Genomic DNA, 24,611 nt, shown 5'->3' with positions numbered 1-24,611 from the left:
TTAATAAGCTAAAAGATCTTTTAAAGCAACTTCAAACTTACCTTTTGCAAGGTATTGCTCTTCTAATTGGTTAATAAAAGGAATAGGAGTTTCCATACTCGCCACACGTTTTACAGGTGCGTCTAAATACTCAAAACAATGTTCCATTATTAGTGCAGAAATATCACTAGCAATACCACCAAACAAAGAATCTTCATGTAAAATAATGGCTTTACCTGTCTTTCTTACCGAAGCATAAATAGCTTCAGTATCTAAAGGCTGAAGAGTTCTTAAATCGATTACATCAGCTTGAATATTCTCGTTGTTTTCTAAAGTTTCTAAAGCCCAATGTACCGCAGCACCATAAGCAATAATGGTAACATCTTTCCCTTCTCTTAAAACTGAAGCTTTACCAAACGGAAGCGTATAATAATCAACAGGAACATTTTGACGAATACTTCTATACAAACCTTTATGTTCAAAAAACAATACAGGATTCGGATCGTTTATTGCTGTTGCCAACAACCCTTTGGCGTCATACGGAAATGCTGGATAAACCACTTTTAAACCTGGTGTTTTGGTAAACCAAGCTTCGTTGGTTTGCGAGTGAAACGGACCAGCAGCAACGCCTCCACCGCAAGGCATTCTTAAAACCACATCTGCATTTTGATTCCATCTGTAATGCGATTTTGCTAAATAATTAACCACAGGATTAAACCCTGAAGTCACAAAATCTGCAAATTGCATTTCTACCACACTTTTAACCCCAGCAATGGAAAGTCCCATTGCAGCTTCAACAATTGCCGATTCACAAATCGGTGTATTTCGTACTCTATCTTTTCCAAAAGCCTCAACAAAACCATCAGTGATTTTAAAAACGCCACCATATTCAGCAACATCTTGTCCCATAATGACCAAATCGCTATGACGTTGCATGCTTTGTTTTAAGCCATCGGAAATGGCATCAATTAACCGAACTTCTTCAGTTTTATTATTTGATTTAACTTCTTTATATTTAAATGTTTGATATACATCATTTAACTCTTCAGTTACACTTGAAACAATAACTTCTTCGTTATAGGCAATATCTAAACTCTCATTAATTTCTTTTAAAATACCCTCTTTAATCACAACCTCTTCTTCTTCAGTCAATAAACTCTCTTCTTTTAAAAAGGATTGAAAATTTACAACAGGATCTTTCTTTGCCCAAGTATCTATTAAATCTTGCGGAACATATTTTGTACCACTAGCCTCTTCGTGTCCGCGCATTCTAAACGTTTTAAATTCTATTAAAACAGGTCTAGGCATATTTCGAATACTTTCGGCAATGTCTCTAACTTTGGTGTAAACTTCAATAATATTATTGCCATCAATAATATGCGATTCCATACCGTAACCCAAAGCTCTATCTGCTATATCTTTGCAGTTATACTGCTCGCTTGTTGGCGTTGATAAACCATAACCATTATTTTCAACACAAAACATAACGGGTAAATTCCAAACCGAAGCTACGTTTAAAGCCTCATGAAAATCGCCTTCGCTTGTTCCGCCTTCACCTGTAAAAACAGCAGTAACTTCATTTTTACTCTTTAAATTACTAGCTAATGCGATACCATCTGCAACACCTAATTGCGGACCCAAATGCGAAATCATACCAACAATTTTATACTCTTGTGTCCCGAAGTGAAACGAACGGTCGCGTCCTTTGGTAAAACCCGACGCCTTACCTTGCCATTGCGCAAATAATCGGTGCAATGGAATCTCTCTAGTCGTAAACACACCAAGGTTTCTGTGCATGGGCAACATGTATTCATTTTTACGCATTGACATAGTTACACCTACCGAAATTGCTTCTTGTCCAATACCAGAAAACCACTTACTTATCTTGCCTTGTCGAAGTAAAATAAGCATTTTTTCTTCAATCATTCTTGGTTTTAACATGTTCTTGTAGAGCTGAACTAACTCACTTGAATCTAAATCTTTAATATTGTAATCAATATTAAATAAAGACTTGGTTTCACTCATAAAACTGATGTTTCAAATTTTATCAAATATAGTATAAAATGGATATATCTATTGAAAAGTTATATGAAATTGTAAATCAAAAAACTTACAATGTTTTTGTACATTTGTAATACATTCAATTTAAAATTATTCTTATGAATATTATACCAAGTGTTAATTTAAATGATTTTATTTCTAGCGATTCTGTTAGAAAACAAAACTTTGTAGACGCTATTGGAAAGGCTTATGAAGACATTGGTTTTGTAGCACTTAAAGGTCATTTTTTAGATGATAAATTAGTTGACAATTTATATACAGAAATTAAAAGCTTTTTTAGTTTACCTACAGAAACGAAACAGAAATATGAAATACCAGGAATTGGTGGTCAGCGTGGTTATGTATCTTTTGGGAAGGAAAGCGCTAAAGGGAAGGAAGAAGGCGATTTAAAGGAATTTTGGCACTTTGGTCAATATGTTGAAAATAACCCTAAATTAGAAGCTGAATATCCAGATAATGTAACCGTTAACGAATTACCAAACTTTAATGCCGTTGGTAAAGAAGCTTATAAAATGCTAGAAAAAACTGCTAAGTATGTCTTACGCGCTTTGGCGTTGCATTTAGGGTTAGAAGAAACTTATTTTGATTTTTATATTTTTAACGGAAACTCTATACTAAGACCAATTCATTATCCGCCAATTACCGAAGAGCCTAAAGAAGCTGTTCGTGCTGCTGCACATGGTGACATTAATTTAATAACACTTTTAATGGGGGCTCAAGGTCGTGGATTACAAGTACAAAACCACAATGGAGAATGGATTGATGCTATTGCAGAATCTGATGAGCTTATGATTAATGTAGGCGATATGCTTTCGAGACACACCAACAATAAATTAAAATCTACCATACATCGCGTTATAAATCCTCCAAAAGAACTTTGGGGAACGTCTCGCTATTCCATTCCATTTTTTATGCATCCTATTAGCGAAATGAAGTTAAATGTTTTAGAGGGTTGTATTGATAAAGAAAACCCTAAGGCTTTTGATGATATTACTGCTGGCGAATTTTTAAACGAACGTTTAATTGAACTTGGACTGATTAAAAAATAAGTAAGCAGTTCAAAGTTGGCAGTTGCTTACTTTTGTTATTTTTTGTCTGCCAATTGAAGACTGCCAACTGAAGACTAAAAAAAATGGATTTACAAGATCAATTAAAAAACTTATTTCCAGAGCATGTTTCTGAAGAGATTCCGACAGAATCAAAAGAAACAAACAATTTGTGGATACAAGATGACCCTATACTTTGCAAATACGAAAAACGAAAAGGCAAACCCATAACCATTTTAGAAGGCTACACAGGCGCTACCGAAGATTTTAAAGCACTTGCCAAAGACATAAAAAAAACACTAAGTGTTGGTGGCAGCTTTAAGGATGATAAAATTATCATACAAGGCGATTATCGCGATAAAATCATGCAAATACTAAAAGATAAAGGTTTTAATGTAAAACGCGTTGGCGGATAATTTATGGCTAAACAACCATTGCATATTACAAACGGAAATAGTTTAACAAATTATTTGAATGAGTTAGATATCGTTGGAGAAAAGCTAACGTGGCAGGAAATGCTTTGCGAAGGCCCTACATTACCAACTATTGATTCCGACAACTTTTTAAACCTCCGTGCTACTTTTTTAAAAGACTTTTATGACATTGATTTAGATGTTTCTGAGTTAAAACAAGAGTTAAATAAATTAGATGATTTAGAAAATTATTCAGAAATTATTCTTTGGTTTGAATACGATTTGTTTTGTCATATAAATATGATGGCGGTTATTAGTTTACTTCAGCAAAAAAAAATAAATCTCCCTATCTATTTGGTTTGTAGTGGCAGAATTTCTGGAGAAAAAAACTTAAAAGGTTTAGCTGAACTTTCCGCAGAACAACTTCTAAAACATTACAAAAATAAAGTAAAATTAAAGTCGGAAGATATTCAATTAGCTAAAACACTTTGGGGCATTTACTGTGGTAAAGATCATAACCTATTTAAACCTTTTATTGTAAAAAGCTCCACGTTTAAATATTTAAGCAATTGCTTAAAAGCACATTTAAAACGATTTTCAGATTATAAAAGCGGGCTAAATGTATTGGAGCAAAATATTTTAAGTATTGTTAAAGATTATGATATTAAATCGAAGCATCATTTATTAGGATATGCGCTTAATTACCAAGGCTATTATGGATATGGCGACCTTCAATTAAATAGAATAATCGATAAATTAAATATTTTTTTTACTGTCAAAGAAGATAGTATAAACCTTAATCGTAAAGGACACGAGGCACTTTTGGGGACTCATAATTTTTCAGCAGAATTAAATAACAATATAGATTTTGGAGGTGTAAATAAATTAGATTTCCAATTCAACAAAAAACTAAATAGATTAGTAAAAACAATTGTAAATGAGCATTAAAAACTCTGAACTCATTTTAAATCCAGATGGCAGTATTTATCATCTTAATTTAAAACCTGAAAATATTTCGAATACCATCATATTTGTTGGTGATCAAGATCGTGTAGAAAAAGTGACCAAACATTTTGATAATATTGAATTTAAAACTCAAAAGCGCGAATTTAAAACTCAAACGGGAACATATAAAGGCAAGCGCATAACTGTTCTTTCTACTGGTATTGGTCCAGATAACATTGATATTGTTTTGAATGAATTAGACGCACTTGTTAATATCGATTTAGAAACCAGAAAACCAAAAGAAGAACTTATAAGTCTTGATATTATTAGAATTGGGACATCTGGCTCGTTACAAAGCAATATTCCTGTAGATTCATTTGTATTAAGTACTCATGGCTTAGATATTAACGGTATGCTTCACGCCTATCAAATTCAACCCATTAGCGATTCAGAAATAGAAGATGCTTTTATACAGCAAACCAATTGGTCCTCTCTAAAAGCGAGGCCTATTGTAGTTAAAAATAGTGAAGAATTAGAAAAACGATTTAAAAGCGAACAGACTTATTCTGGTTTAACAGCAACTGCTGGCGGATTTTATGGTCCACAAGGGCGAGTTTTGCGCTTGCCATTACAAGATGCTAATTTGAATAGCAAAATCGATGCTTTTAATTTTAATGGTGCTAATATTTCAAATTTCGAAATGGAAACATCGGCAATTTATGGGCTGTCTAAATTATTAGGACATCATGCACTTTCGCTAAATGCCATAATTGCTAATAGAGCTAACGGAACTTTTAGCAAAAACCCTAGAAAAGTAATAGAAGAACTAATCATTTATACTTTAGAACGCATATAGAAAAGATTGACATTAATGAAGCAAATAAACATTGGCGGTGTCCCAGAACACTTTAATTTAGCATGGTATTTAACTCTAAAAGAAGGCGAATATAAAGACAAAAATATTAATTTGCGTTGGCACGATTATTACGGTGGTACTGGAGCCATGTGTAAAGCGTTAAGAGAAAAAGAAATTGATATTGCTGTTATTCTTACTGAAGGTATTGTAAAAGATATTATTAACGAAAACCCAAGTAAAATTATTCAAACCTTTGTAGAAACGCCTTTAATTTGGGGTATACATGTAGCACACGATTCCCCTTATAAAACCATTGATGATTTAAAAGGAAAAAAAGCTGCGATAAGCAGATATGGCTCGGGTTCTCATTTAATGGCTTATATAAATGCTCAAAATAACAATTGGGATTTAGATAAAGATTTGAATTTTGAAGTAATAAAAAATCTTGATGGCGCAGTTGAAGGTTTATCAAACGGTAAAGCAGATTATTTTTTATGGGAAAAATTTACCACAAAACCCATAGTAGATGATGGTAAATTTAGACGTATTGGTAATTGTCCATCACCATGGCCATGTTTTGTAATTGCCGCACGAGAAGATTTTATTGAATCTAATAAAAAAGACCTTCAAGCCATATTAAATATAATTAACAGCACCACAGCAGAATTTAAAGACATTCCAAGTATAGATAAAACCATTGCAAATCGATATGAGCAAAAACTTGAAGATGTTCGAGAATGGCTGAGCCTAACCGAGTGGTCGCAAGAACTCATTGATAAAAAAACACTTGATAATGTTCAGAAACAATTATATGCATTAAATATTATTCCAGAAATTGTCGATTATAAAAAGTTAACTCTCAAATTATGAATCATTTTCAATTTCTTAAACAAATGTTAATACTACCAGTAAAAGCTATACTAATAGCTATTTTTACACCTTATAAAACTATAAAAATGAAAAAACTACTTATTTTATGCTGCGCTTTTGTTATAACAGTCGCTTGTAAAGAAGAGCCTAAAGATTATGTTACTTTATCAGGAAAAATTACTGATAAAAATAGTGACTCTTTGGTTGTAAGAACTAGAGGATACTCAAAAGCTATTACAGTTAATAATGATGGCATCTTTAAGGATACTTTAAAAGTTGAAACGGGTCAATATTTTCTTTATGACGGAAGCGAATCTACACCTATTTTCTTAAAAAATGGATTCGATTTAAACGTTACAGTAGATACTAAATCATTTGATGAATCTGTAAAATACTCAGGTGAAGGTGCAGAACACAGTAATTTTTTAGCTGAAAAAGCATTACTTCAAGAAAAATTATTAAACATGGATGAATTATCTAAACTAGATAAAGTTGGTTTAGAAACTAAAATGGATAATATAAAAAATGAATTGACTAAGTTTTACGATACTAATTCTAACATAGATACTTCAATCACAAATAAAGGAAAAAATGAGATTGAACCTATGCTGAATTTTTATAATAAATATTTAGGCGAATCTATTGCTTTAAAAGAAGAGTTGCCAAAAGGATCACCTTCTCCTGTATTTGAAAATTATGAAAATATAGACGGCACAACAACTTCGCTTTCAGATTTAAAAGGAAAATTTACTTATGTTGATGTTTGGGCTACTTGGTGCGGACCGTGTAAAGCAGAAATTCCATCGTTAAAAGCTTTAGAGAAAGAATATCATGGAAAAAACATCCAATTTGTGAGCTTGTCTATTGATGACGATAGAAGTCATGGTGGTTCTTGGGATAAAGCTAGAGAAAACTGGAAAGCTATGGTTACCGATAAAGAATTAGGTGGCATTCAATTATTTGCACCAAAAGGTTGGCAATCTCAATTTGTACAAGACTATAAAATTAAAGGTATTCCAAGGTTTTTATTAATAGATCCAAACGGAAACGTTGTTTCACCAGATGCGCCTAGACCATCAAGCGATTCAATTAAGGAATTATTTACTGAATTAAATATTTAATTCTCAATGAGTCGTCCTAAAATAGGTTGACAGGTTTAATAAAATTAGATTAAACCGTTGAAGCTAGCTTCAACGGTTTTTTGTTGTATACAAAGTTAGGTGTTTTCATATTAAGGTTCAAATGAGGTCTTTTATTGTTATAAGTTTCTATAGATTCTTTTATTGATTACTTGATTTGTTTATTATTATTATTATTACGTTTATGTATTAAGAATTCTTGTTTTAAAATGCCATTTATACGTTCCGCTAGTGCGTTTTTGGTAACAATCGTAGCTATCTATCATAGATGGTTTCACACCGTGTTTATTTAATACTTTTTGATAAACAGAAGCACAATGCCATAGTCCAAGATCTTGAATAATGTATAAGTTCTTTATTGTTTTATTGCCATGTTAGCCTCTTTAACCAATGTTATGAGTTGGTGGTTTTAGTGTAATTCTTCTTTAGTCTTACTAGTAAGTGTTCTGTTTTTAATAAGCAAATAAAGCATCTCTCCCTATTTTTATTTGACGTTTATCAAATTCTGGTTTTAGTAAATAATAGAGCTTACGAGTGCCGAGTCTTGGCATCTCGCTTCGCAAGGCCAGTACTAAAGGTTTTATCTTGGGTAATACTTCTGTTCGTGCGTCTTTACACTTTTGAGCTTGATAAACGGCTTGTTTGCTTATCCCTAACAAAGTACCAAATTGTAATCGCTTTGGGTACGCTTAATGTAACCTGTGTTTTCTGATGTTTTCATTACACTAAAGTTTTAGTGTATCGCTATTTCAGGACGGGACAATAACAAGAAATTAAAAAGCCCTTTAAAAAAGGGCTTTTTAATTCTTTTCTATTTGAAATAATACGAGTTACAACTCATTGAAAATAGAGTGCATCAATCGTTTTTTGTCATTTATACTTTCTTCAAGAGATATCATTGTTTCTGTTCTGTAAACACCTTCAATATCATCTAGCATAAAAATAACTTCTTTTGCATGTTCGGTGCTTCTTGCTCTAATTTTGCAAAATATATTGAACTTCCCAGTTGTTATATGAGCTACAGTTACAAAAGGAATGTTACTGATACGTTCTAATACAAATTTTGTTTGAGAGGTGTTATTTAAAAATACACCTACATAAGCTATAAATGAATAGCCTAATTTTTTATAGTCCAATGTTAAAGATGAGCCTCTTATTATACCAGACTCCTCCATTTTTTTTACACGTACATGAACAGTACCTGCAGAAATTAATAGTTTTTTAGCAATGTCTGTAAATGGAATCCTTGTGTTATCGATTAACATGTCAAGAATTTGGTGATCGATTTCGTCTAATTTAATTTTCCCCATAATTAATTATTCTTAATTAAAAATCAAAATTACTACATTTTCAATAAAAAATAGATATTATTTTTAGCTTTTATTATGGAAATAATGGTATTTTCTTATTATTTACTATTACGAAATCGTTTTCGTTATTAACTTTTACACCATCGCCGTTAGCATCGAGCACTTTTGCTCCACGAGCATCAAACTCTTTGTGTCCATAAAAGTTTACAATTTTTTCAATTTTTTCAATTTTTGGTATAAATTCTATTTTGCCATTCATTAATTTTTCTTGATACATTATAGCTATATCTTCTACTCTATTATCGGCAGTTTTTGCATTGCGTATTATAATATCAAAAAAGCATTTTTCATTTTCGGGAATGTTAAAATATGCTTCATATCTATTTCCATCAATATTATTATTCGCTAAATAATTTAAAGATTCTAACATAGACATATAAATATATTCGCGCGTTTTTTCTCTGCCATAATCATTATGAAAATGGCCAGCTTCAAACAAAATAGTTGGTATATTTTCGCTTTGAAACGTATCTCCTACACAATTCAAATTAAACGCATCATCATAAACACCTACTTGATTTGGTATTATCTTTTGTAATAAAGTATTCATAACTCCAATAATCTCCATAGCTATTTTACGATTTGCCGTAAGTGTGCAATCTTTATCTTGTGCTGGTGCTAAAAACGACACTGTAGCAGATTTATTTGTGTTTCCTACACTAAAAATAGTGCGTTGCCCATGAAGATTATAGCAATAATGAGGCTTAAACTCATTGAAGGCAGCTCTTAAAACTTTACTTTCTGGCTGTGATAAGTTTTGCGCATCTCTATTCAAATCTATTTGATTTGCATTAACTCTAGTGTACGCTAAAGCTCCATCTGGGTTTAAAATAGGAACAATGTATATAGTACTGGTATCTAAAATATGAGTAAGAGCAGAATCTTTATCTAAAAGTGTGTTTAAAAGATCGAATATTGCTTTTGTTGTGGTCGATTCGTTTCCGTGCATTTGCGACCACATTAATATTTTTTTACTACCGCTACCAATTTTTATTGAATAAATGGGGTTACCCAAAACAGATTTCCCTATCGTATTTACGACTAATTTTTTCTTTAACTTATCTAGTAAAGGCTCAATATTATTGTTAGTAATATATCTATGATTTAGACTGCTTTCTTTATGTTTTAAAAACAGCAACTTAATATGTTCTATGTTCATCGAAATTATTTAATATACAAATGTAAACATTTACTAATTTACAAATGTAAACAATCGTTTTAAGTACATTTGTTTACATAATTAAACAAAATAGTTATATAGAACTCTACAAAATCAACAATAACAAGATCTATTAATTAATCAATGCTTAAGTGGTTTTATTTCAGCATCTTAAATAACTTTATATAGACTTATAAATTAATTATTTTTTATTTGTTTTAGATTATAAATACTATTATTCAAAATATAACGTTACATTTGTAACCTAATTTAGACTTAATCACAAGTTTACAATGATAAACAATGAAGCTTTTGTAAAACGACTTCAAAAAGTAATAGATTACTACGGTGAATCGGCTTCGTCTTTCGCTGAAAAAATTGGCGTACAACGTTCTAGTATTTCGCATATTTTATCGGGAAGAAACAAACCAAGTTTAGACTTTGTTTTAAAAGTACTTTACTCCTTTCCAGAAGTTGAATTGTATTGGCTTTTAAACGGCAAAGGTGAATTTCCTTCAAATAAAAACCTGGCAAGTGATAAAACTAATGCTCCAGAGTTAAAAATTAAAGACACTATAAAATCTGAAATCAATAATGAAAAAGAGATTGAGCGCATTATTATTTTTTATTCAGACGGAAGTTTTAAAAATTTTCAGAATTAACAGCTTTCTTTAGTAGCTTTGCTCAAAAATATTTTTTATGCGTTTACTATGTTTTCTTTTATTGTTTAGCGTTTTAAGTTGTTACGAAACTTCAAGAAATTGTAAAGATTATAAAACGGGGAAGTTTTATAGCGAGGTATTAATAAATGATGTGTTATACAAATCCTCTTTTAGAAGAACTGAAAATTTACAAATTGAAACCTATAACAAGAAAATAGATTCATCAAAATTACGATGGATAAACGATTGTGAAGTTATTTTTAAGACTATTAACCCCAAAAATATGGCTGAAAGGAAAGATGTTCACCTAAAAATTTTAACGACAACAGATTCGTCGTATACTTTTGAATACTCTTATGTTGGTGAAACAAAAAAGCAAAAAGGAATCGCTTATAAGGCTACTAAATAGTTAATCGAAAGGATATAAAAATGATTCTACTAAATTGAATTTTAGCTGTTTATCCTCTGTTATTTCGTAAGTTAAAAATAATTCCCCCCAAAATTCACCATCAGAAAAATCAGCAATAATCCATTTGTGGTTTAGCATTTTAACTGTGTTAATCAGCATTTTTCTGCCTTCGCTTGCTGCATACGGCACTATGGGGTGTTCTCCTTTGATTTCGTTTAGCTTATAAAGTTCATCTTTAATAAAAGGAATTAATTCGTCTACATTATAGCCATCATTTTCAAAATAACTTATAGCATCTTCATTTCTATCTAAATTAAAATATGATAGATTTAAAACTTCATCTTGTATTGTCTTCAAGGAATCTTTATATTTTTCAGATTTCAATTTATGTTCTTCTAATTTGTTATTCAAATCTTCAAACACACGTTTAGAATTCACATACTGAAACAGCACTAATAATGCCGAAAACACAAATAAATACATAAAAATTCTTTGTTTCATCTTTTGCTTTTTATAGAGTTAATTGCAAGCCGTCGTAGGCAAGAAAAATATTTTCTGGAAGCCTGCGTTGCACTTCATCATGAAAGCCTAACAAATGGCTTATATGTGTAAAATAAGCTTTTTTCGGCTTCACTTTATCAACGAATTGCAAAGCTTCATCTAAATTAAAATGAGAAATATGAGGCTCTATGCGTAACGCATTAATCACCAAAATCTTAAGCTTTTTAAGCTTCTCAAGTTCATTATCATCAACTGTTTTTATATCAGTTAAATAGGCGAAATCATTAAATCTAAAACCAAAAACCTGGACAAAATAATGATTTGCATTTATTGGTATAACTTCAAGTCCAGATAAATTAAACGGCTTATTATTAATAACATTTGTTATTACAGTTGGTGCGCCAGGGTATTTGTTTTCAGTTTTAAAAATGTAATCAAACCTATTTTTTATAGATTTAATCACACGTTCGTGAGCATAAATATTCATGTCACCATTCATGTAACACAAAGGTCTAATATCATCTAAACCTGCAACATGATCAGAATGTTCATGCGTAAATAGAATACCATTGATTTTTTCACATTTACTCCGCAACATTTGCTGCCTAAAATCTGGCCCGCAATCTATCACATAAGCAAAATCATCCCACTCTACCAAAACAGATACTCTTAATCGTTTATCTTTGGGGTTTTTACTTAAGCATACTGGGTGTTTACTCCCAATAACTGGAATACCTTGAGATGTGCCCGTACCAAGAAATGTAATTTTCAAAAAACTAATATTAAATCACAAAAATAAGCTTATTTTTTTGTTTGCTATAGTTATTTAATACCTTTGTAACTATTACTACTAACTCAAAAAAGATATGGAAATTACCATAAAGGGGGATAAAGAATTTGATGATATTCCGTCATTAAAATCTAAAGCACTACGTATAAATTTAAACGAAAATATTTACGGAACATTTGCTGAAATTGGTGCAGGTCAAGAAACATGTCGTCATTTTTTTAGAGCTGGTGGCGCATCGGGAACTATAGCAAAAGCAATGTCTGCTTACGATAAAGATTTTAGTGATGCTATCTATGGAATTGAAGATGACAGGCGCTATGTAACCGAAGCACGTTTGCGTAAAATGCTTTCTCATGAAATGAGTCTTATGGAGAAGCGTATTACGCGCGATAAACATCCAAATAAAATATTTTTTACATACGCCAATACCGTTGCTACTATAGATTTTGCAAAAAAATTTAAAGGTCACGGTTGGGTAGGAATTAAATATCAAGTTGAATCTGGTGGTGGGTACAATGAAATAATATTACATGTTCGTTTTAAAGAAACAGATGCTCGTTTACAGCAAGAAACCTTAGGTGCTTTAGGAACAAACCTTATCTATGGAGCTTTTTACAAGTATAACGAACCAAAAAAATTACTACGTTATTTATATGATCATTTAGATAAAGATCAATTAGAAATTGACACCATTAACTTTTCTGGTCCAGTTTTTAAAGATGTAGATAATAGACTAATGAGTTTACAGTTAGTTAAAAACGGTATGACAGATGCCGTTATGTTTGGTCCAGATGGGAACAATGTACTTCCTGCAAAAGTTTTATATAAAAAAAACATTCTAGCGTTACGAGGTAGTTTTAGACCTGTAACTAAGGTGAATATGGCTATGTATGAGAAATCATACGAAATGTTTATTAAAGAAAATAAGGTAAATGCTGATAAAACCGAAGTAGTATTTGAAATAACCTTATCTAACTTGCGGGCAGAAGGCGAAATAGACGAGCAAGATTTTATGGATAGAGCAGATTTATTATGCTCGCTCGGACAATCTGTAATGATTTCCAATTTCCAAGAATACTATAAAGTCGTTGAATATTTCTCTTCATATACCAAAGCTAGAATGGGACTTGCAATGGGTGTTAATAATTTGATTGATATTTTTGACGAAAAATACTATCGCCATTTAAGTGGTGGTATTCTTGAAGCATTTGGTAAATTATTTTTTAAAGATTTAAAAGTATACTTATACCCTATGCTTGACCCAGAAACTGGAGAATTAATTAACAGTAAAAACTTGAAGGTTTATCCGCGCATGAAAGAACTTTATAAATTCTTTAAATACAATGGAAAAGTAATAGATATTGAAGATTACGACACTAGCATTATGAGCATTTTTTCCAGAGAAATTCTTCAGAAAATTGAAAACGGAGATCGTGGTTGGGAAGATATGTTACCAGAAGGCACAGCAGATTTAATTAAAGACTACAGATTATTTGGTTACACCCGTAAGCCTTTAAAATCTATAACTATTAAGAAAAGGACAGTAAAAAAATAATTGTGTGCTAAAAAAAGGCTTTGTTAAACAAAGCCTTTTTTTAGCACCTACTCTAATATTTGAGCGGCATGATCTTTAGTTTTTACTTTATCAATAACGCGCTCTACTATCCCATTTTCATCAATAATAAATGTTTTTCTGTGAATGCCATCATACTCTCTACCCATAAACTTTTTTAGCCCCCAAACACCAAAAGCGTTAATTACCGTTTTATCTTCATCTGCTAATAAGGGAAAAGGGAAATTAAATTTATTTTTAAAATTAGATTGTTTTTTAGCAGAATCTGCACTTACACCTAACAACTCATAACCTTTTTCTTTTAAAACATCATAATTGTCTCGCAAATTACAAGCTTCTACGGTACAACCCGGTGTGTTTGCTTTAGGGTAAAAAAAGACCACTAACTTTTTTCCTTTGTAACCACTTAATGAAATTATATTTCCTTGTTCATCTTTAGCCGTAAAATTAGGAACGGCATCACCTTGTTTTAGTGTGTTCATAGTTATAACTTTGATTTTTATCAAAAATACAACTTATGACTAAAACAGAGAAAGTTAACTTTATTATTAATACACTATATAAACTATATCCAGAAATCCCCATTCCATTAGATCATAAAGATCCATATACACTACTTATAGCAGTTTTAATGTCTGCACAAAGTACCGATGTTCGTGTTAACAAAATAACCCCTTTACTTTTTGAAAAAGCAGATAATCCGTATGATATGGTTAAGCTTTCTGCTGAAGAAATAAGAGAGATTATAAAGCCTGTTGGCTTGTCTCCCATGAAAAGTAAAGGTATTTACGGGTTATCTAAAATTCTTATTGAAAAACATAATGGTAAAGTGCCTCAAAGTTTTGAATCCCTTGAAGAACTGCCTGCTGTTGGTCATAAAACAGCTAGCGTAGTTATGTCTCAAGCTTTTGGTATACCTGCTTTTCCGGTAGACACACATATCCATCGACTAATGTATAGGTGGAATTTAAGTAATGGTAAAAACGTGGTACAGACTGAAAAAGATGCAAAACGCCTATTTCCAAAAGAATTATGGAACGATTTACATTTACAAATTATTTGGTATGGACGAGAGTATTCTCCGGCTAGAGGCTGGGATTTAGAAAAAGACATTATAACCAAAACTGTGGGAAGAAAGTCCGTTTTAAACGAATACTATAAACTAAAAAAGTCCTGATGATTAACAAACATCTCAGGACTTTTCCAAAATTTAGTTTAGAAGCGCTTCAAACTTCATTTTATTACAATTTATAACACTTAAAGCCTTAGAATAATTTAGAAGAAAATTAACCGTTTCTTCCTTCGGTTTTAGATCGTTTAAATTTTTAATAGAATTTTCAGAGTAAAGTTTTGCCATTTTAACAAATTATGGGTTATTTATTAAGTAACGCAGCAAAATTTACTTTATTGTGCTAGTTTGTTAAAACTATATTATGCTTATCTATTATCTTTCTTAAATTTATTAATGCATATCTCATGCGTCCTAGAGCTGTATTGATACTAACACCTGTTCGATCTGAGATTTCTTTAAAGCTCATATCATTATAAATTCGCATCATTAGCACCTCTTTTTGGTCTTCAGGCAGTTCATCAACTAAACGCCTCACATCATTTTCTACTTGTTCTTTAATAATGGCTTTTTCAGCATTCAAACTATTATCACTAAGTACAGAAAAAATACTAAAATCGCCACTATTATCAAATTTTGGCATTCTATTATTTTTTCTAAAAAAGTCAATAACTAAATTATGAGAAATACGCATTACCCATGGTAAAAACTTCCCTTCTTCATTGTATGCACCACGTTTAAGTGTACGAATAACTTTAATGAATGTGTCTTGAAAAATATCTTCAGCAACATCTCTGTCGTAAACTTTAGAATAAATAAAACTGTAAATTTTTTGTTTGTGCCTTGTTATAAGAATTTCTAAAGCACTTTCATCACCTTTAATATAGTTGCTAACTAAAATAGCATCAGAAACAAGTTTGTATTTCATAATCATTACTTTAATGCATCGAAGCGAAATGCCTCATTGCTTGGGGTTAATTTTTTTTAAAGTAATGTTATGCTATAAGCGAGAGTTGTTTTTTGATTGAGAAATCAAATATAACAACAATCATTCCTATAAAACAAAAAAAATCTATTTTTTTTAACATTTCATTAAACAATAATCTATTTTTTAAGCTGATTTACTTATAGTATCTTTGCGAAATTATTCTTTTAAAAGCTTATGATTACTAACATTTCTGAAGTAAACCCGAAACAAAACATCATTATTAAAGGTGCAAAATTGCATAACTTAAAAAATATTGATGTCGTTATCCCAAGAAATAAATTAGTAGTTATTACAGGATTATCTGGTTCTGGAAAATCTAGTTTGGCTTTTGATACGCTTTATGCTGAAGGACAAAGACGCTATGTTGAAAGCTTATCGAGCTATGCACGTCAATTTTTAGGTCGTCTTAATAAACCAAAAGTAGATTATATAAAGGGGATTGCTCCAGCAATAGCTATTGAACAAAAAGTAAATTCAACCAATCCGCGATCAACCGTTGGTACAACTACTGAGATTTATGATTATTTAAAGCTATTGTTTGCAAGAATTGGCAAAACGTATTCTCCAAAATCTGGTACTGAAGTAAAAAAAGATACAGTTACTGACGTTATTAAATACTTAAAGACATTTCCTGAAGGCGAAAAATTATTGCTCCTCGCTCCTATTCATTTAGAAGAAAATCGAAGTATGAGCGACAAACTCAAAGCCTTAAATCAGCAGGGTTATGCAAGGGTTAAAGCAAATGACAAAATTATCAGAATTGATGAAGCGAAAGACATCTCAGATAAGAAAGACATTTTTTTAGTTGTTGATAGAATTATTCTAAGAGATGAAGAAGACTTTTTCAATCGTTTAGCAGATGCCGTACAAACTGCTTTTTTTGAAGGCAAAGGAAAATGCATTATTGAAACGCTTTCTAATAGTAGACAACGTGTTTTTAGTAATAAATTTGAATTAGACGGCATTACTTATTTAGAGCCCAATGTACATTTATTTAGTTTTAACAACCCATACGGAGCATGCCCTAAATGTGAAGGCTATGGCGATATAATTGGAATAGATGATGATTTAGCAATCCCAAATACAGGATTATCGGTTTACGAAAATGCTATTTTCCCTTGGCGCGGAGAGAGCATGAGTTGGTATAGAGATCAATTGGTTAATAATTCGCATAAATTCGATTTTCCTATTCACAAACCCTATTTCGAGTTAAGTGATGCTCAAAAACAACTCATTTGGACAGGAAACAAACACTTTGAAGGTTTAAATTCTTTTTTTGCCGAATTAGAATCTAAAGCTTATAAAATACAAAACCGTGTAATGCTATCTCGTTATCGCGGAAAAACTAAGTGTAAAACCTGTAACGGTAAACGTTTACGTATTGAAGCTAATTATGTGAAAATTGCTGGAGCTACGATTACAGATTTAGTAGAAATGCCTCTAGATAAATTAGCAAGCTTTTTTGAGCAATTAGAATTAAACGATTATGATACGCAAATAGCTAATAGACTTTTAAAAGAGATTAACAATCGTCTTTTGTTTCTATCAAATGTTGGTTTAGATTATTTGACTTTGAATAGAAAATCGAATACGCTTTCTGGCGGGGAAAGTCAGCGCATCAATCTTGCAACATCGTTAGGAAGCAGCTTAGTTGGGTCGATGTATATTTTAGACGAACCTAGTATTGGCCTACATCCAAAAGACACAGAACGTTTAATTTTGGTTTTAAAACAATTGCGCGATTTAGGAAATACCGTTATTGTAGTAGAACACGACGAGGATATTATGAAAGCTTCTGATAACATTATTGATATTGGTCCAGAAGCTGGTACTTTTGGAGGTCATGTTGTAGCAAATGGTACTTATAATGATATTTTAGTTTCAGATTCTTTAACAGCACAATATTTAAACGAAACCTTAAAAATTGAAGTTCCTAAAACACGAAGAACATCAAAATATTATGTTGATATTATTGGGGCCCGAGAAAACAACTTAAAAAATATCGATGTTCGTTTTCCATTAGATATGTTAACCGTTATTACTGGTGTTTCTGGTAGTGGAAAAAGTACTTTAGTTAAAAAGATTTTATACCCAGCGTTACAAAAAAAATTAACTGATTTTGGAGACAAGGCTGGTCAGTTTACAGCGTTGGAAGGTAATTTCAGTAATATTAAGCATATTGAATTTGTAGACCAAAACCCAATTGGTCGTTCGTCTCGCTCAAACCCAGTAACATACATTAAAGCTTATGATGATATTCGCGCCTTATTTTCAAAACAGAAATTAAGTGCTATTAGAAATTACCAGGCAAAACACTTTTCTTTTAATGTAGATGGCGGACGCTGTGAGACTTGTAAAGGCGAAGGTGAGGTAACTATTGAAATGCAGTTTATGGCAGATGTACATTTAGAATGTGAAACCTGCAAAGGCAAACGTTTTAAAAAGGAAGTTTTAGAAGTAACTTTTGCTGACAAAAGTATTGATGATATTTTAAACTTAACCATTGATGATGCTGTTGCTTTTTTTGAAGCTAATAATCAAACAAAAATTAAAACAAAATTAAAACCCTTGCAAGATGTAGGTTTGGGTTATGTCACTTTAGGACAAAGCTCTTCTACCCTTTCTGGTGGTGAAGCGCAACGTATAAAATTAGCATCGTTTTTAGGTAAAAGCAATAATAAAGACAAAGCACTTTTTATTTTTGATGAACCTACTACTGGATTACATTTTCATGATATTCAAAAGCTTTTAAAATCCTTTAATGCACTAATTGAAAAAGGACACTCAATTATTGTAGTTGAGCATAATTTAGAACTTATTAAATGTGCCGATTATATTATTGACTTAGGTCCAAAAGGTGGAGAAACCGGTGGGAATCTAGTCGCTACGGGCATACCAGAAGCTATTATAAAAATTAAAGCTTCAGAAACTGGAAAGTTTTTAAAAATCAAGCTGTAAGCTTGTTTTTATTTACAAAAACTATCAAATTTTATAGGAACCGCTATTTTACTTAATTCTTCTATTTTATCATCAACATAACCTTTTTGAAGCATGTTTCTTTCAATAGATATAGAAAAATGTATTAAATTATCATTATAAAAATCATCTAAATATGAAGCAGATTGAATAAAGGAATAGAGAGAAGCTCCGCGAGTATGGAAATCTTTCACCTTATGATTATAATCTAATGATAATCTAAAATGATAATGAGAATCTATATAATCTAAGTTTTCAGAATTAAGGATTTCATCTTTAAGAACCTGCTCAAGTTTATCTTCACCAAATACAAGAACAGATGATTTCTTTAGTTTTTCATACTCACCACACCAATACCCCATTTGATAATGAGCTCTGGCAAAACCTATATTGCTAGTTGTTACATAATTTAGACTAAATATATCATGAGTCTTAATTATCTCGTTACAAGCACCAATAGAATTTAAAATTAAAGAAGCATTGGTATTCATATCATTTGAGATCTGATTTTTTATATAAAGACATTTATTGTTTTCAGCCATCAATGAAAGTAAAAGAATTCTATTATTCTTACCAAGAATTATAGAATTAGGATTTATATTATTTTTCAAAAAAGAGTTAAGCTTAGTTTCTAAATCCGAAATTCCTTCATTAAAAATTATATCAGAATTTTTATTAATCTGAATCACTTTATGTACGAAATGCCAATATATTGTTATAGATTCCATAACTTCCATTCCAATAATGCTGTTTTGACATATTTCAGAAATATTCTTACACGAAAGGATACTCTTTAATTTATTTTGTTCCATAAAACTAGTTTCATTATTAGCAGCATATGATAATTTAATCATAGCATTTAAAAAAGACTGCAGCTCTAATAAAAATTTCTCATTATATATTCCCACTACAAACTCTAGTTTACATGTTTTAATACGCTTTAAAGTTTCAAAACTACATTGGTTCAATGTATACAGTATTTTAAGCTTTTGAGACCTCGCTAATCTAAATTCTCCAATCTCTTTGTATATTTCTCCTGCAAAATGATACAGGTTTAATATACGCTCTATTGGAACACCTAGAACAGAGAAAATGAAATTTGGATTTAAATAGCACTTTTTATATAGTATCGCTTCTTTACTATTTTGTTCATCATTAATATAACTAGTTAGACACTCAACTAAATCAATTATACCATTAGCTATAGAAAACAAATAATCCACAGCATACCTATCTTTAAAAGACGTTTTTTTATTTGTAGGAATAAAAGTAGACACCATTATATCAATTTTATTCTCTATTTTTTTTAAATTTTCTTTAATTTGATTTAAGAAAAAACTTTCTAAAGATTCAGAACCTTCAACCTCGGCTAAATTTTTTATTTTGTAATAATCGATAAAGTTTATAACTGGTAAATTTTCTCTTTCTTCACAATCGTTAGATACATCATGATTAGGCCTTAACAATATTACTAATGACTTGATGTAAAACAGAGTAGCGTCTATTGGAGTTCTTAACAAAACTTGGGACTTATCCTTTAAATCATCACTTATAATTTTATCATAGTCATCAATATTGTCATACAACTTCTTTTTTAAACATTTATTTAATGTACCGTTTTTAAAATACAACAAATCTCCTATTTTGTTGTAAAACTCAGCTACTATCAATCGCTTTTCTGTAGTCTTCAGCGGGAACTTTAAAAAGTTGAACTCTTCTATCGCCCTTACAACATCAATATCTTTTAATTTATCTGGGCTAGCTTTTTCAATTAAATGCAATTTTGCAATAATTGGTTGATATAGAAGTCTTACATTCTCTCCTGTAGACTGTAAGAAATAGTTTTTTAATGGCTTATAGTTAGTATCTAAAGTATCTAAATTTTTCATTACATCAGATAATTTAACACTATAGAATGTTTTCATATCAATAACTGGATAAAGAATCTTCCAATTATCTATATTTCCATTATTTTGGAATGATTTAATAATGTTTTCATTTAATCGTCCTACTACAATTAATTCTTGTTTACTATCATTTTCAATAAAATTTAAGATATTGTCAATTTTTGCTAATTTTTTTTTGTCTATTATTTTTCTTTGTTCTTCGGTAGGCTTGTCTGATATTCCAAAATATTTACGCCAAAAAGCAGAATTAATATCACTTTTTTTAATTATAAATCTTGCAAGTCCTAATTTATATATGGGAATATTTCGTTTTCTAATCACTAAATCAGTTAATTCGGAAAATGTCATTAATGCACTATCAAACATTTTGTTTTTTTCAAAAGATAACCCTAATTTGAGTTGGTTTCTAACAAATAAAACAAATTCGTATAGGGTCATATCTTTAACAGGTTTTTGACGTAAAACTTGTATAGCATCCATATAATGTACAATGGCCTCATGGAATTCTTCGTCATTAAAATGAAGGTCTCCAATCATAACATGAAGTAGAGATATATTGTTTATGTAATCTTCAATATAACCATTCGTATTGTGTACAATAATATCTGCCTCTTTTTGTTTAAGTAATTCTAGCCTTTTATTAAAATGCCTTTTTAGTTCAATAGACTCATCTAAAGTAAAATTAAAAGCTGCAGCTTCTTGTTCATTAATTTTAGATAAGAATTTAATTTCTGATTCTATTTTTCCATGAAACTTGAAATCGTATATTCCACTAACTATAGGTCGTAAATGACTTTTTGTTAAGTAACTAATTAGTTTGTCAAGAAATTCTCTAAATTGAGGCTCTTTATTAATGTCTACAATTTCTGGTGTTAATGATAAACTCCTGTAGGATAAACCAAACTTATGATGTTTAAAAATATGGTCTAACATGTAACTTATTGACACCAAAAGCTTATCACTATACTCGTGAATATAATTACCCAAACCAAGAAAAATAGGTGATGTTAAATAGGAGATTAAATTAAATTTATATTGATCATAGAAACCTAACTGCAAGAACATATTTTCATTATTGGAGCCAACTATAATGTTTCTTTTATATTCATCACCAGAAATTTCAGATTTTGGAACAGGCAAAATATATTGCTCTATTAAACTAGATAGTTTTCTTGGAGCACCATTACTTCTATAAGCTAAATAGACCACAAAATTCTTTAGTGTAGAAATAATTTTCACCCTTTCCTCGTCATCAATCTGAAGCATTTCCTTTTTATCATTCAAATAAATATTATACATCTTAATAGATGGATTATTTCTTTGTTTTGTAGATAAGTAATAATCAGGAATTAAAAATTGGCAAAGATACTGTTCTGTTATACTAGTGATATCGGCTGGGTTATTATCTTCTCCTTCTGTATAAAAGCTATTGACATATATTTTATTATCATTAAAAATACTATCTAAACTAGACTCCCTATCTGAAATTCCTGCTAAAGCGGCATCATACATTTCTCTTCCTGCAATAAAAATAAATTTAGCATGAGCAGAATTTAAAAAATGTTTCATACTCGAGAGTATCCTACCTATACGTTCTTTACGACGAGCCTGATATCTAACCTCATTACTATTGTTATCTCCTTCAAATTCATCTTCTAAATTAGTAATAACTGTATTGTCATTACTATTAATTTTATCTAGTTCATCAAAAACGAAAATAAGCCTAACTTTTGTAAACACTGAATAGATTGTTGAAACATCATCTAAAATGTGTATTAGTCTTTGCGTAATATCTTTTGATTCTAAAGGAGAATAACTTGAGCGTTTTAAATAATTGAAAAAAGAATTCTTCATACTACTAGCACTTCCACCTTGTTCGACAATTATAGAGGCATCTATTTCATTTTTAAGCTTTTTTAATTCTCTTAAGGCATAATAATGCGTTTTAATAATCAAAAGTCTATTTGGTACAAATCGATATGAAAATAAGAATAATAACATCATCAGAAACACTGATAAAATCGGTATCTCAGGATACAACTTTGCTACACTAATTTTACTTTTTTTGTTTAAAACGCTATTAAATATTGGTAAATATGCATTTTCTCCAATTAGCGTGTGTCTTATTTTATACCAAAACTTAAATGATAAATAATCTATTTGGTTACTCACCATTCCAATGGAAACTAATGTTTTATTAAATATTGATTGTTGTTCAATATCATATATAAAAACAGTATCTTTATTAGGAATTATTTTCTGTCTCTCTGCAACTATAACTTTTTTACTGATTAAGGCTGTATAACCAATTTTGTTTTTAACCTTATTAGAGTCCAAAAAAAACTTAATCTTATTGTTATATTGGTCTATTGTAATATCATCATTATTAAATAGTGACTTAATTTTAAAATTATCGAGTTTATCTTCAATCTCTAATAGGCCTTGACTTGGAAAAAAATAGGCAATCTTATACTTATCTATACTAAAATTTGTAAACTGATTCCCTAAAAAGGTTCTATAAATAATTGTGCTAGACAGATAAATAATTAATAAAAGAACAATTAAATTCACTAACCGTTTAAAGCTTTTTATGTCATAATACCATTTTCTATATTTTTTATAAAGTTCATTAGTGATATATTTCAAAACATCTTTTTCTGTTAGATTGTCTTTTCCTAAATTAATTTTTACAGAAATGTAATGTTGAAAATCAAACAAAGTTATTATTCTATTAAGGGATACATTATAGTTTTTACTATTAGCTTGCTTATTGGAAAGTTTTAGGCTGGTTTTTGCAATAAAGTATATTGAAATAATTGTTATTTTAAATAAAATACTAGATGTGATGGAATTATCATAATAGTGGCATATTAAAATCATAAAAAACAGGACTGAAAAAGCAATTATTGAAATTACTTTTATCCAATCCTTATAATTATCATTTTTTTTTGTAAAAGTTACAACTTCTATATGCAAATCTATTAAAAGGTACCAAAGAATAACTATGTGTATAACAAACCAAAAAAATTCAAAATCTTTAGTTTCTATATTTGGATTTTTAGCATCAAAAAGCGAATAATAAATAACAAAAAAGAGAACTGTAAGAGTATAGATTAAACTTAGTCTCAGTAAACGATGAAACATATATTTATGTCTATAAAACTTTGGATTAAAAAGAGCCTCTACTCCCCTTTCTATCTTTTTCCAAAAAATAATTATCTTGTTTTTATTATGACGAAGTCTTGGGGAACGGTGACCCAAATAAAAAATTACTATTAAGAATAAAAATAATATTCCAAGTAACAAGAATGAAGGTACAAATTCATCATAAAAATACTTATAAACATCCAGTATTGGGCTTATAAAAATAATTAAAGGAAGTAAGGATATTATTAATACAAAAAAACTGGTAAATTTCGATTTAGGACTTAAAGAAGAAATGGCTTTATTTACAACAGAGGTCTTGCCCATACCTCTAAATCCACTTACTAAATATGTTCCTGTATTCTTGTTTGTTTCGTATATAAAACTTTTAATCCGATCAATAATAGCTTTTCTACCTAAGAATCTATTATTAGTATCGTCCCCATTTCTTTTTTGTACAGAATGAAAAAAATTGTAATTTTTTAACTCTAAAAGAATTGGTTTTATTTTAAAAGAATTTTTATTTAGGGAATCTCTGAGGGAATTAGTGTTCTCTTTACTCATGTAATCTGAATGGTTGGATTTTATAAATGTAAGAAAAATATTTTTTATTATCGTAAAAAACCTACCATAAGCATTTTTAATCTTTATATTACATTAATAAATACAGAATATATTTATTTATAAATGAATAATATTAGTCTTAGAAAAGGTTTTAGCTAATCAATAAAAATTAGCAACATTAAAAGACATT

Annotated in this window: 19 protein-coding genes; 11 read left to right on the top strand and 8 right to left on the bottom strand. The window is 30.2% G+C overall.

Annotation, left to right across the window (positions count from 1 at the left end; translation table 11 throughout):
* A complete protein-coding gene (locus tag RG22_RS16905) occupies positions 1-2,004 on the bottom strand; it encodes an alpha-ketoacid dehydrogenase subunit alpha/beta (protein ID WP_034045467.1) in 2,004 nt (667 codons plus the stop codon).
* Between the two features lie 134 nt (positions 2,005-2,138).
* Here RG22_RS16905 and RG22_RS16900 point away from each other — a divergent pair, with 134 nt between their 5' ends.
* From RG22_RS16900 to RG22_RS16875, 6 genes are all read left to right on the top strand, one after another.
* A complete protein-coding gene (locus RG22_RS16900; RefSeq protein WP_034045464.1) occupies positions 2,139-3,089 on the top strand; it encodes an isopenicillin N synthase family dioxygenase in 951 nt (316 codons plus the stop codon).
* Between the two features lie 83 nt (positions 3,090-3,172).
* Positions 3,173-3,502: a translation initiation factor gene (locus RG22_RS16895; RefSeq protein ID WP_034045463.1), complete on the top strand. Its 330-nt coding sequence runs from the start codon at positions 3,173-3,175 to the stop codon at positions 3,500-3,502.
* A gap of 3 nt (positions 3,503-3,505) precedes the next feature.
* Entirely contained in the window at positions 3,506-4,447 is a 942-nt protein-coding gene (locus RG22_RS16890; RefSeq protein WP_034045462.1) for a DUF1835 domain-containing protein, read from the top strand.
* Positions 4,437-5,300 (top strand): nucleoside phosphorylase, encoded by an 864-nt coding sequence (locus RG22_RS16885; RefSeq protein WP_034045461.1) that lies wholly within the window; start codon positions 4,437-4,439, stop codon positions 5,298-5,300. The genes RG22_RS16890 and RG22_RS16885 overlap by 11 nt, the downstream gene beginning before the upstream one ends.
* A 15-nt stretch (positions 5,301-5,315) precedes the next feature.
* Positions 5,316-6,170, top strand: coding sequence for a substrate-binding domain-containing protein (locus RG22_RS16880; protein ID WP_034045459.1), 855 nt, complete (start codon positions 5,316-5,318; stop codon positions 6,168-6,170).
* Positions 6,167-7,291 (top strand): TlpA family protein disulfide reductase, encoded by a 1,125-nt coding sequence (locus RG22_RS16875; protein WP_244462157.1) that lies wholly within the window; start codon positions 6,167-6,169, stop codon positions 7,289-7,291. Before RG22_RS16880 ends, RG22_RS16875 begins: the two co-directional genes overlap by 4 nt.
* A gap of 848 nt (positions 7,292-8,139) precedes the next feature.
* Here the strand turns inward: RG22_RS16875 and RG22_RS16865 are convergent.
* A complete protein-coding gene (locus tag RG22_RS16865) occupies positions 8,140-8,619 on the bottom strand; it encodes an Lrp/AsnC family transcriptional regulator (RefSeq protein WP_034045454.1) in 480 nt (159 codons plus the stop codon).
* 73 nt (positions 8,620-8,692) lie between these two features.
* Positions 8,693-9,838 carry a M14 family zinc carboxypeptidase gene (locus RG22_RS16860; RefSeq protein WP_034045451.1) on the bottom strand — a complete coding sequence of 382 codons (1,146 nt, stop codon included), beginning with the start codon at positions 9,836-9,838 and terminating at the stop codon, positions 8,693-8,695.
* Positions 9,839-10,131: 293 nt separating this feature from the next.
* Here RG22_RS16860 and RG22_RS16855 point away from each other — a divergent pair, with 293 nt between their 5' ends.
* Together RG22_RS16855 and RG22_RS16850 are read left to right on the top strand one after the other, a co-directional pair.
* Entirely contained in the window at positions 10,132-10,500 is a 369-nt protein-coding gene (locus tag RG22_RS16855) for a helix-turn-helix domain-containing protein (RefSeq protein ID WP_034045448.1), read from the top strand.
* 37 nt (positions 10,501-10,537) lie between these two features.
* The gene (locus RG22_RS16850; protein WP_034045446.1) at positions 10,538-10,909 is read left to right on the top strand and encodes a hypothetical protein; all 372 of its coding nucleotides are present in this window, start codon (positions 10,538-10,540) and stop codon (positions 10,907-10,909) included.
* Here the strand turns inward: RG22_RS16850 and RG22_RS16845 are convergent, their stop codons facing one another.
* Together RG22_RS16845 and RG22_RS16840 are read right to left on the bottom strand one after the other, a co-directional pair.
* A complete protein-coding gene (locus tag RG22_RS16845) occupies positions 10,910-11,410 on the bottom strand; it encodes a hypothetical protein (RefSeq protein WP_034045444.1) in 501 nt (166 codons plus the stop codon). It lies immediately after the preceding gene.
* A gap of 10 nt (positions 11,411-11,420) precedes the next feature.
* Positions 11,421-12,182, bottom strand: coding sequence for an MBL fold metallo-hydrolase (locus tag RG22_RS16840; protein WP_034045442.1), 762 nt, complete (start codon positions 12,180-12,182; stop codon positions 11,421-11,423).
* A 94-nt stretch (positions 12,183-12,276) separates the two neighbouring features.
* Here RG22_RS16840 and RG22_RS16835 point away from each other — a divergent pair, with 94 nt between their 5' ends.
* Complete coding sequence (locus tag RG22_RS16835) at positions 12,277-13,755, top strand: nicotinate-nucleotide adenylyltransferase (RefSeq protein ID WP_034045441.1); 1,479 nt, start codon at positions 12,277-12,279, stop codon at positions 13,753-13,755.
* Positions 13,756-13,802: 47 nt separating this feature from the next.
* Here RG22_RS16835 and bcp read toward each other — a convergent pair whose 3' ends face one another.
* Positions 13,803-14,255: a thioredoxin-dependent thiol peroxidase gene (bcp, locus tag RG22_RS16830; protein ID WP_034045439.1), complete on the bottom strand. Its 453-nt coding sequence runs from the start codon at positions 14,253-14,255 to the stop codon at positions 13,803-13,805.
* A 35-nt stretch (positions 14,256-14,290) separates the two neighbouring features.
* Here bcp and RG22_RS16825 point away from each other — a divergent pair, with 35 nt between their 5' ends.
* Positions 14,291-14,950: an endonuclease III domain-containing protein gene (locus tag RG22_RS16825; RefSeq protein WP_034045438.1), complete on the top strand. Its 660-nt coding sequence runs from the start codon at positions 14,291-14,293 to the stop codon at positions 14,948-14,950.
* Between the two features lie 235 nt (positions 14,951-15,185).
* Here RG22_RS16825 and RG22_RS16820 read toward each other — a convergent pair whose 3' ends face one another.
* Positions 15,186-15,770: an RNA polymerase sigma factor gene (locus tag RG22_RS16820; protein ID WP_034045437.1), complete on the bottom strand. Its 585-nt coding sequence runs from the start codon at positions 15,768-15,770 to the stop codon at positions 15,186-15,188.
* A 234-nt stretch (positions 15,771-16,004) separates the two neighbouring features.
* On the opposite strand from RG22_RS16820, the gene uvrA reads away from it, so the two are divergent.
* Entirely contained in the window at positions 16,005-18,788 is a 2,784-nt protein-coding gene (gene uvrA / locus RG22_RS16815) for an excinuclease ABC subunit UvrA (RefSeq protein ID WP_034045435.1), read from the top strand.
* An 8-nt stretch (positions 18,789-18,796) separates the two neighbouring features.
* Here the strand turns inward: uvrA and RG22_RS16810 are convergent, their stop codons facing one another.
* Positions 18,797-24,421: an ATP-binding protein gene (locus RG22_RS16810; protein ID WP_034045433.1), complete on the bottom strand. Its 5,625-nt coding sequence runs from the start codon at positions 24,419-24,421 to the stop codon at positions 18,797-18,799.
* Positions 24,422-24,611: the final 190 nt, after the last annotated feature.

This window comes from Wocania ichthyoenteri Th78 (assembly GCF_000789235.1).
Lineage (GTDB): Bacteria > Bacteroidota > Bacteroidia > Flavobacteriales > Flavobacteriaceae > Wocania_A > Wocania_A ichthyoenteri.
The sequence above is the reverse complement of the archived record's forward strand: the minus strand, read 5'-3'. Positions and strand labels throughout refer to the sequence as shown.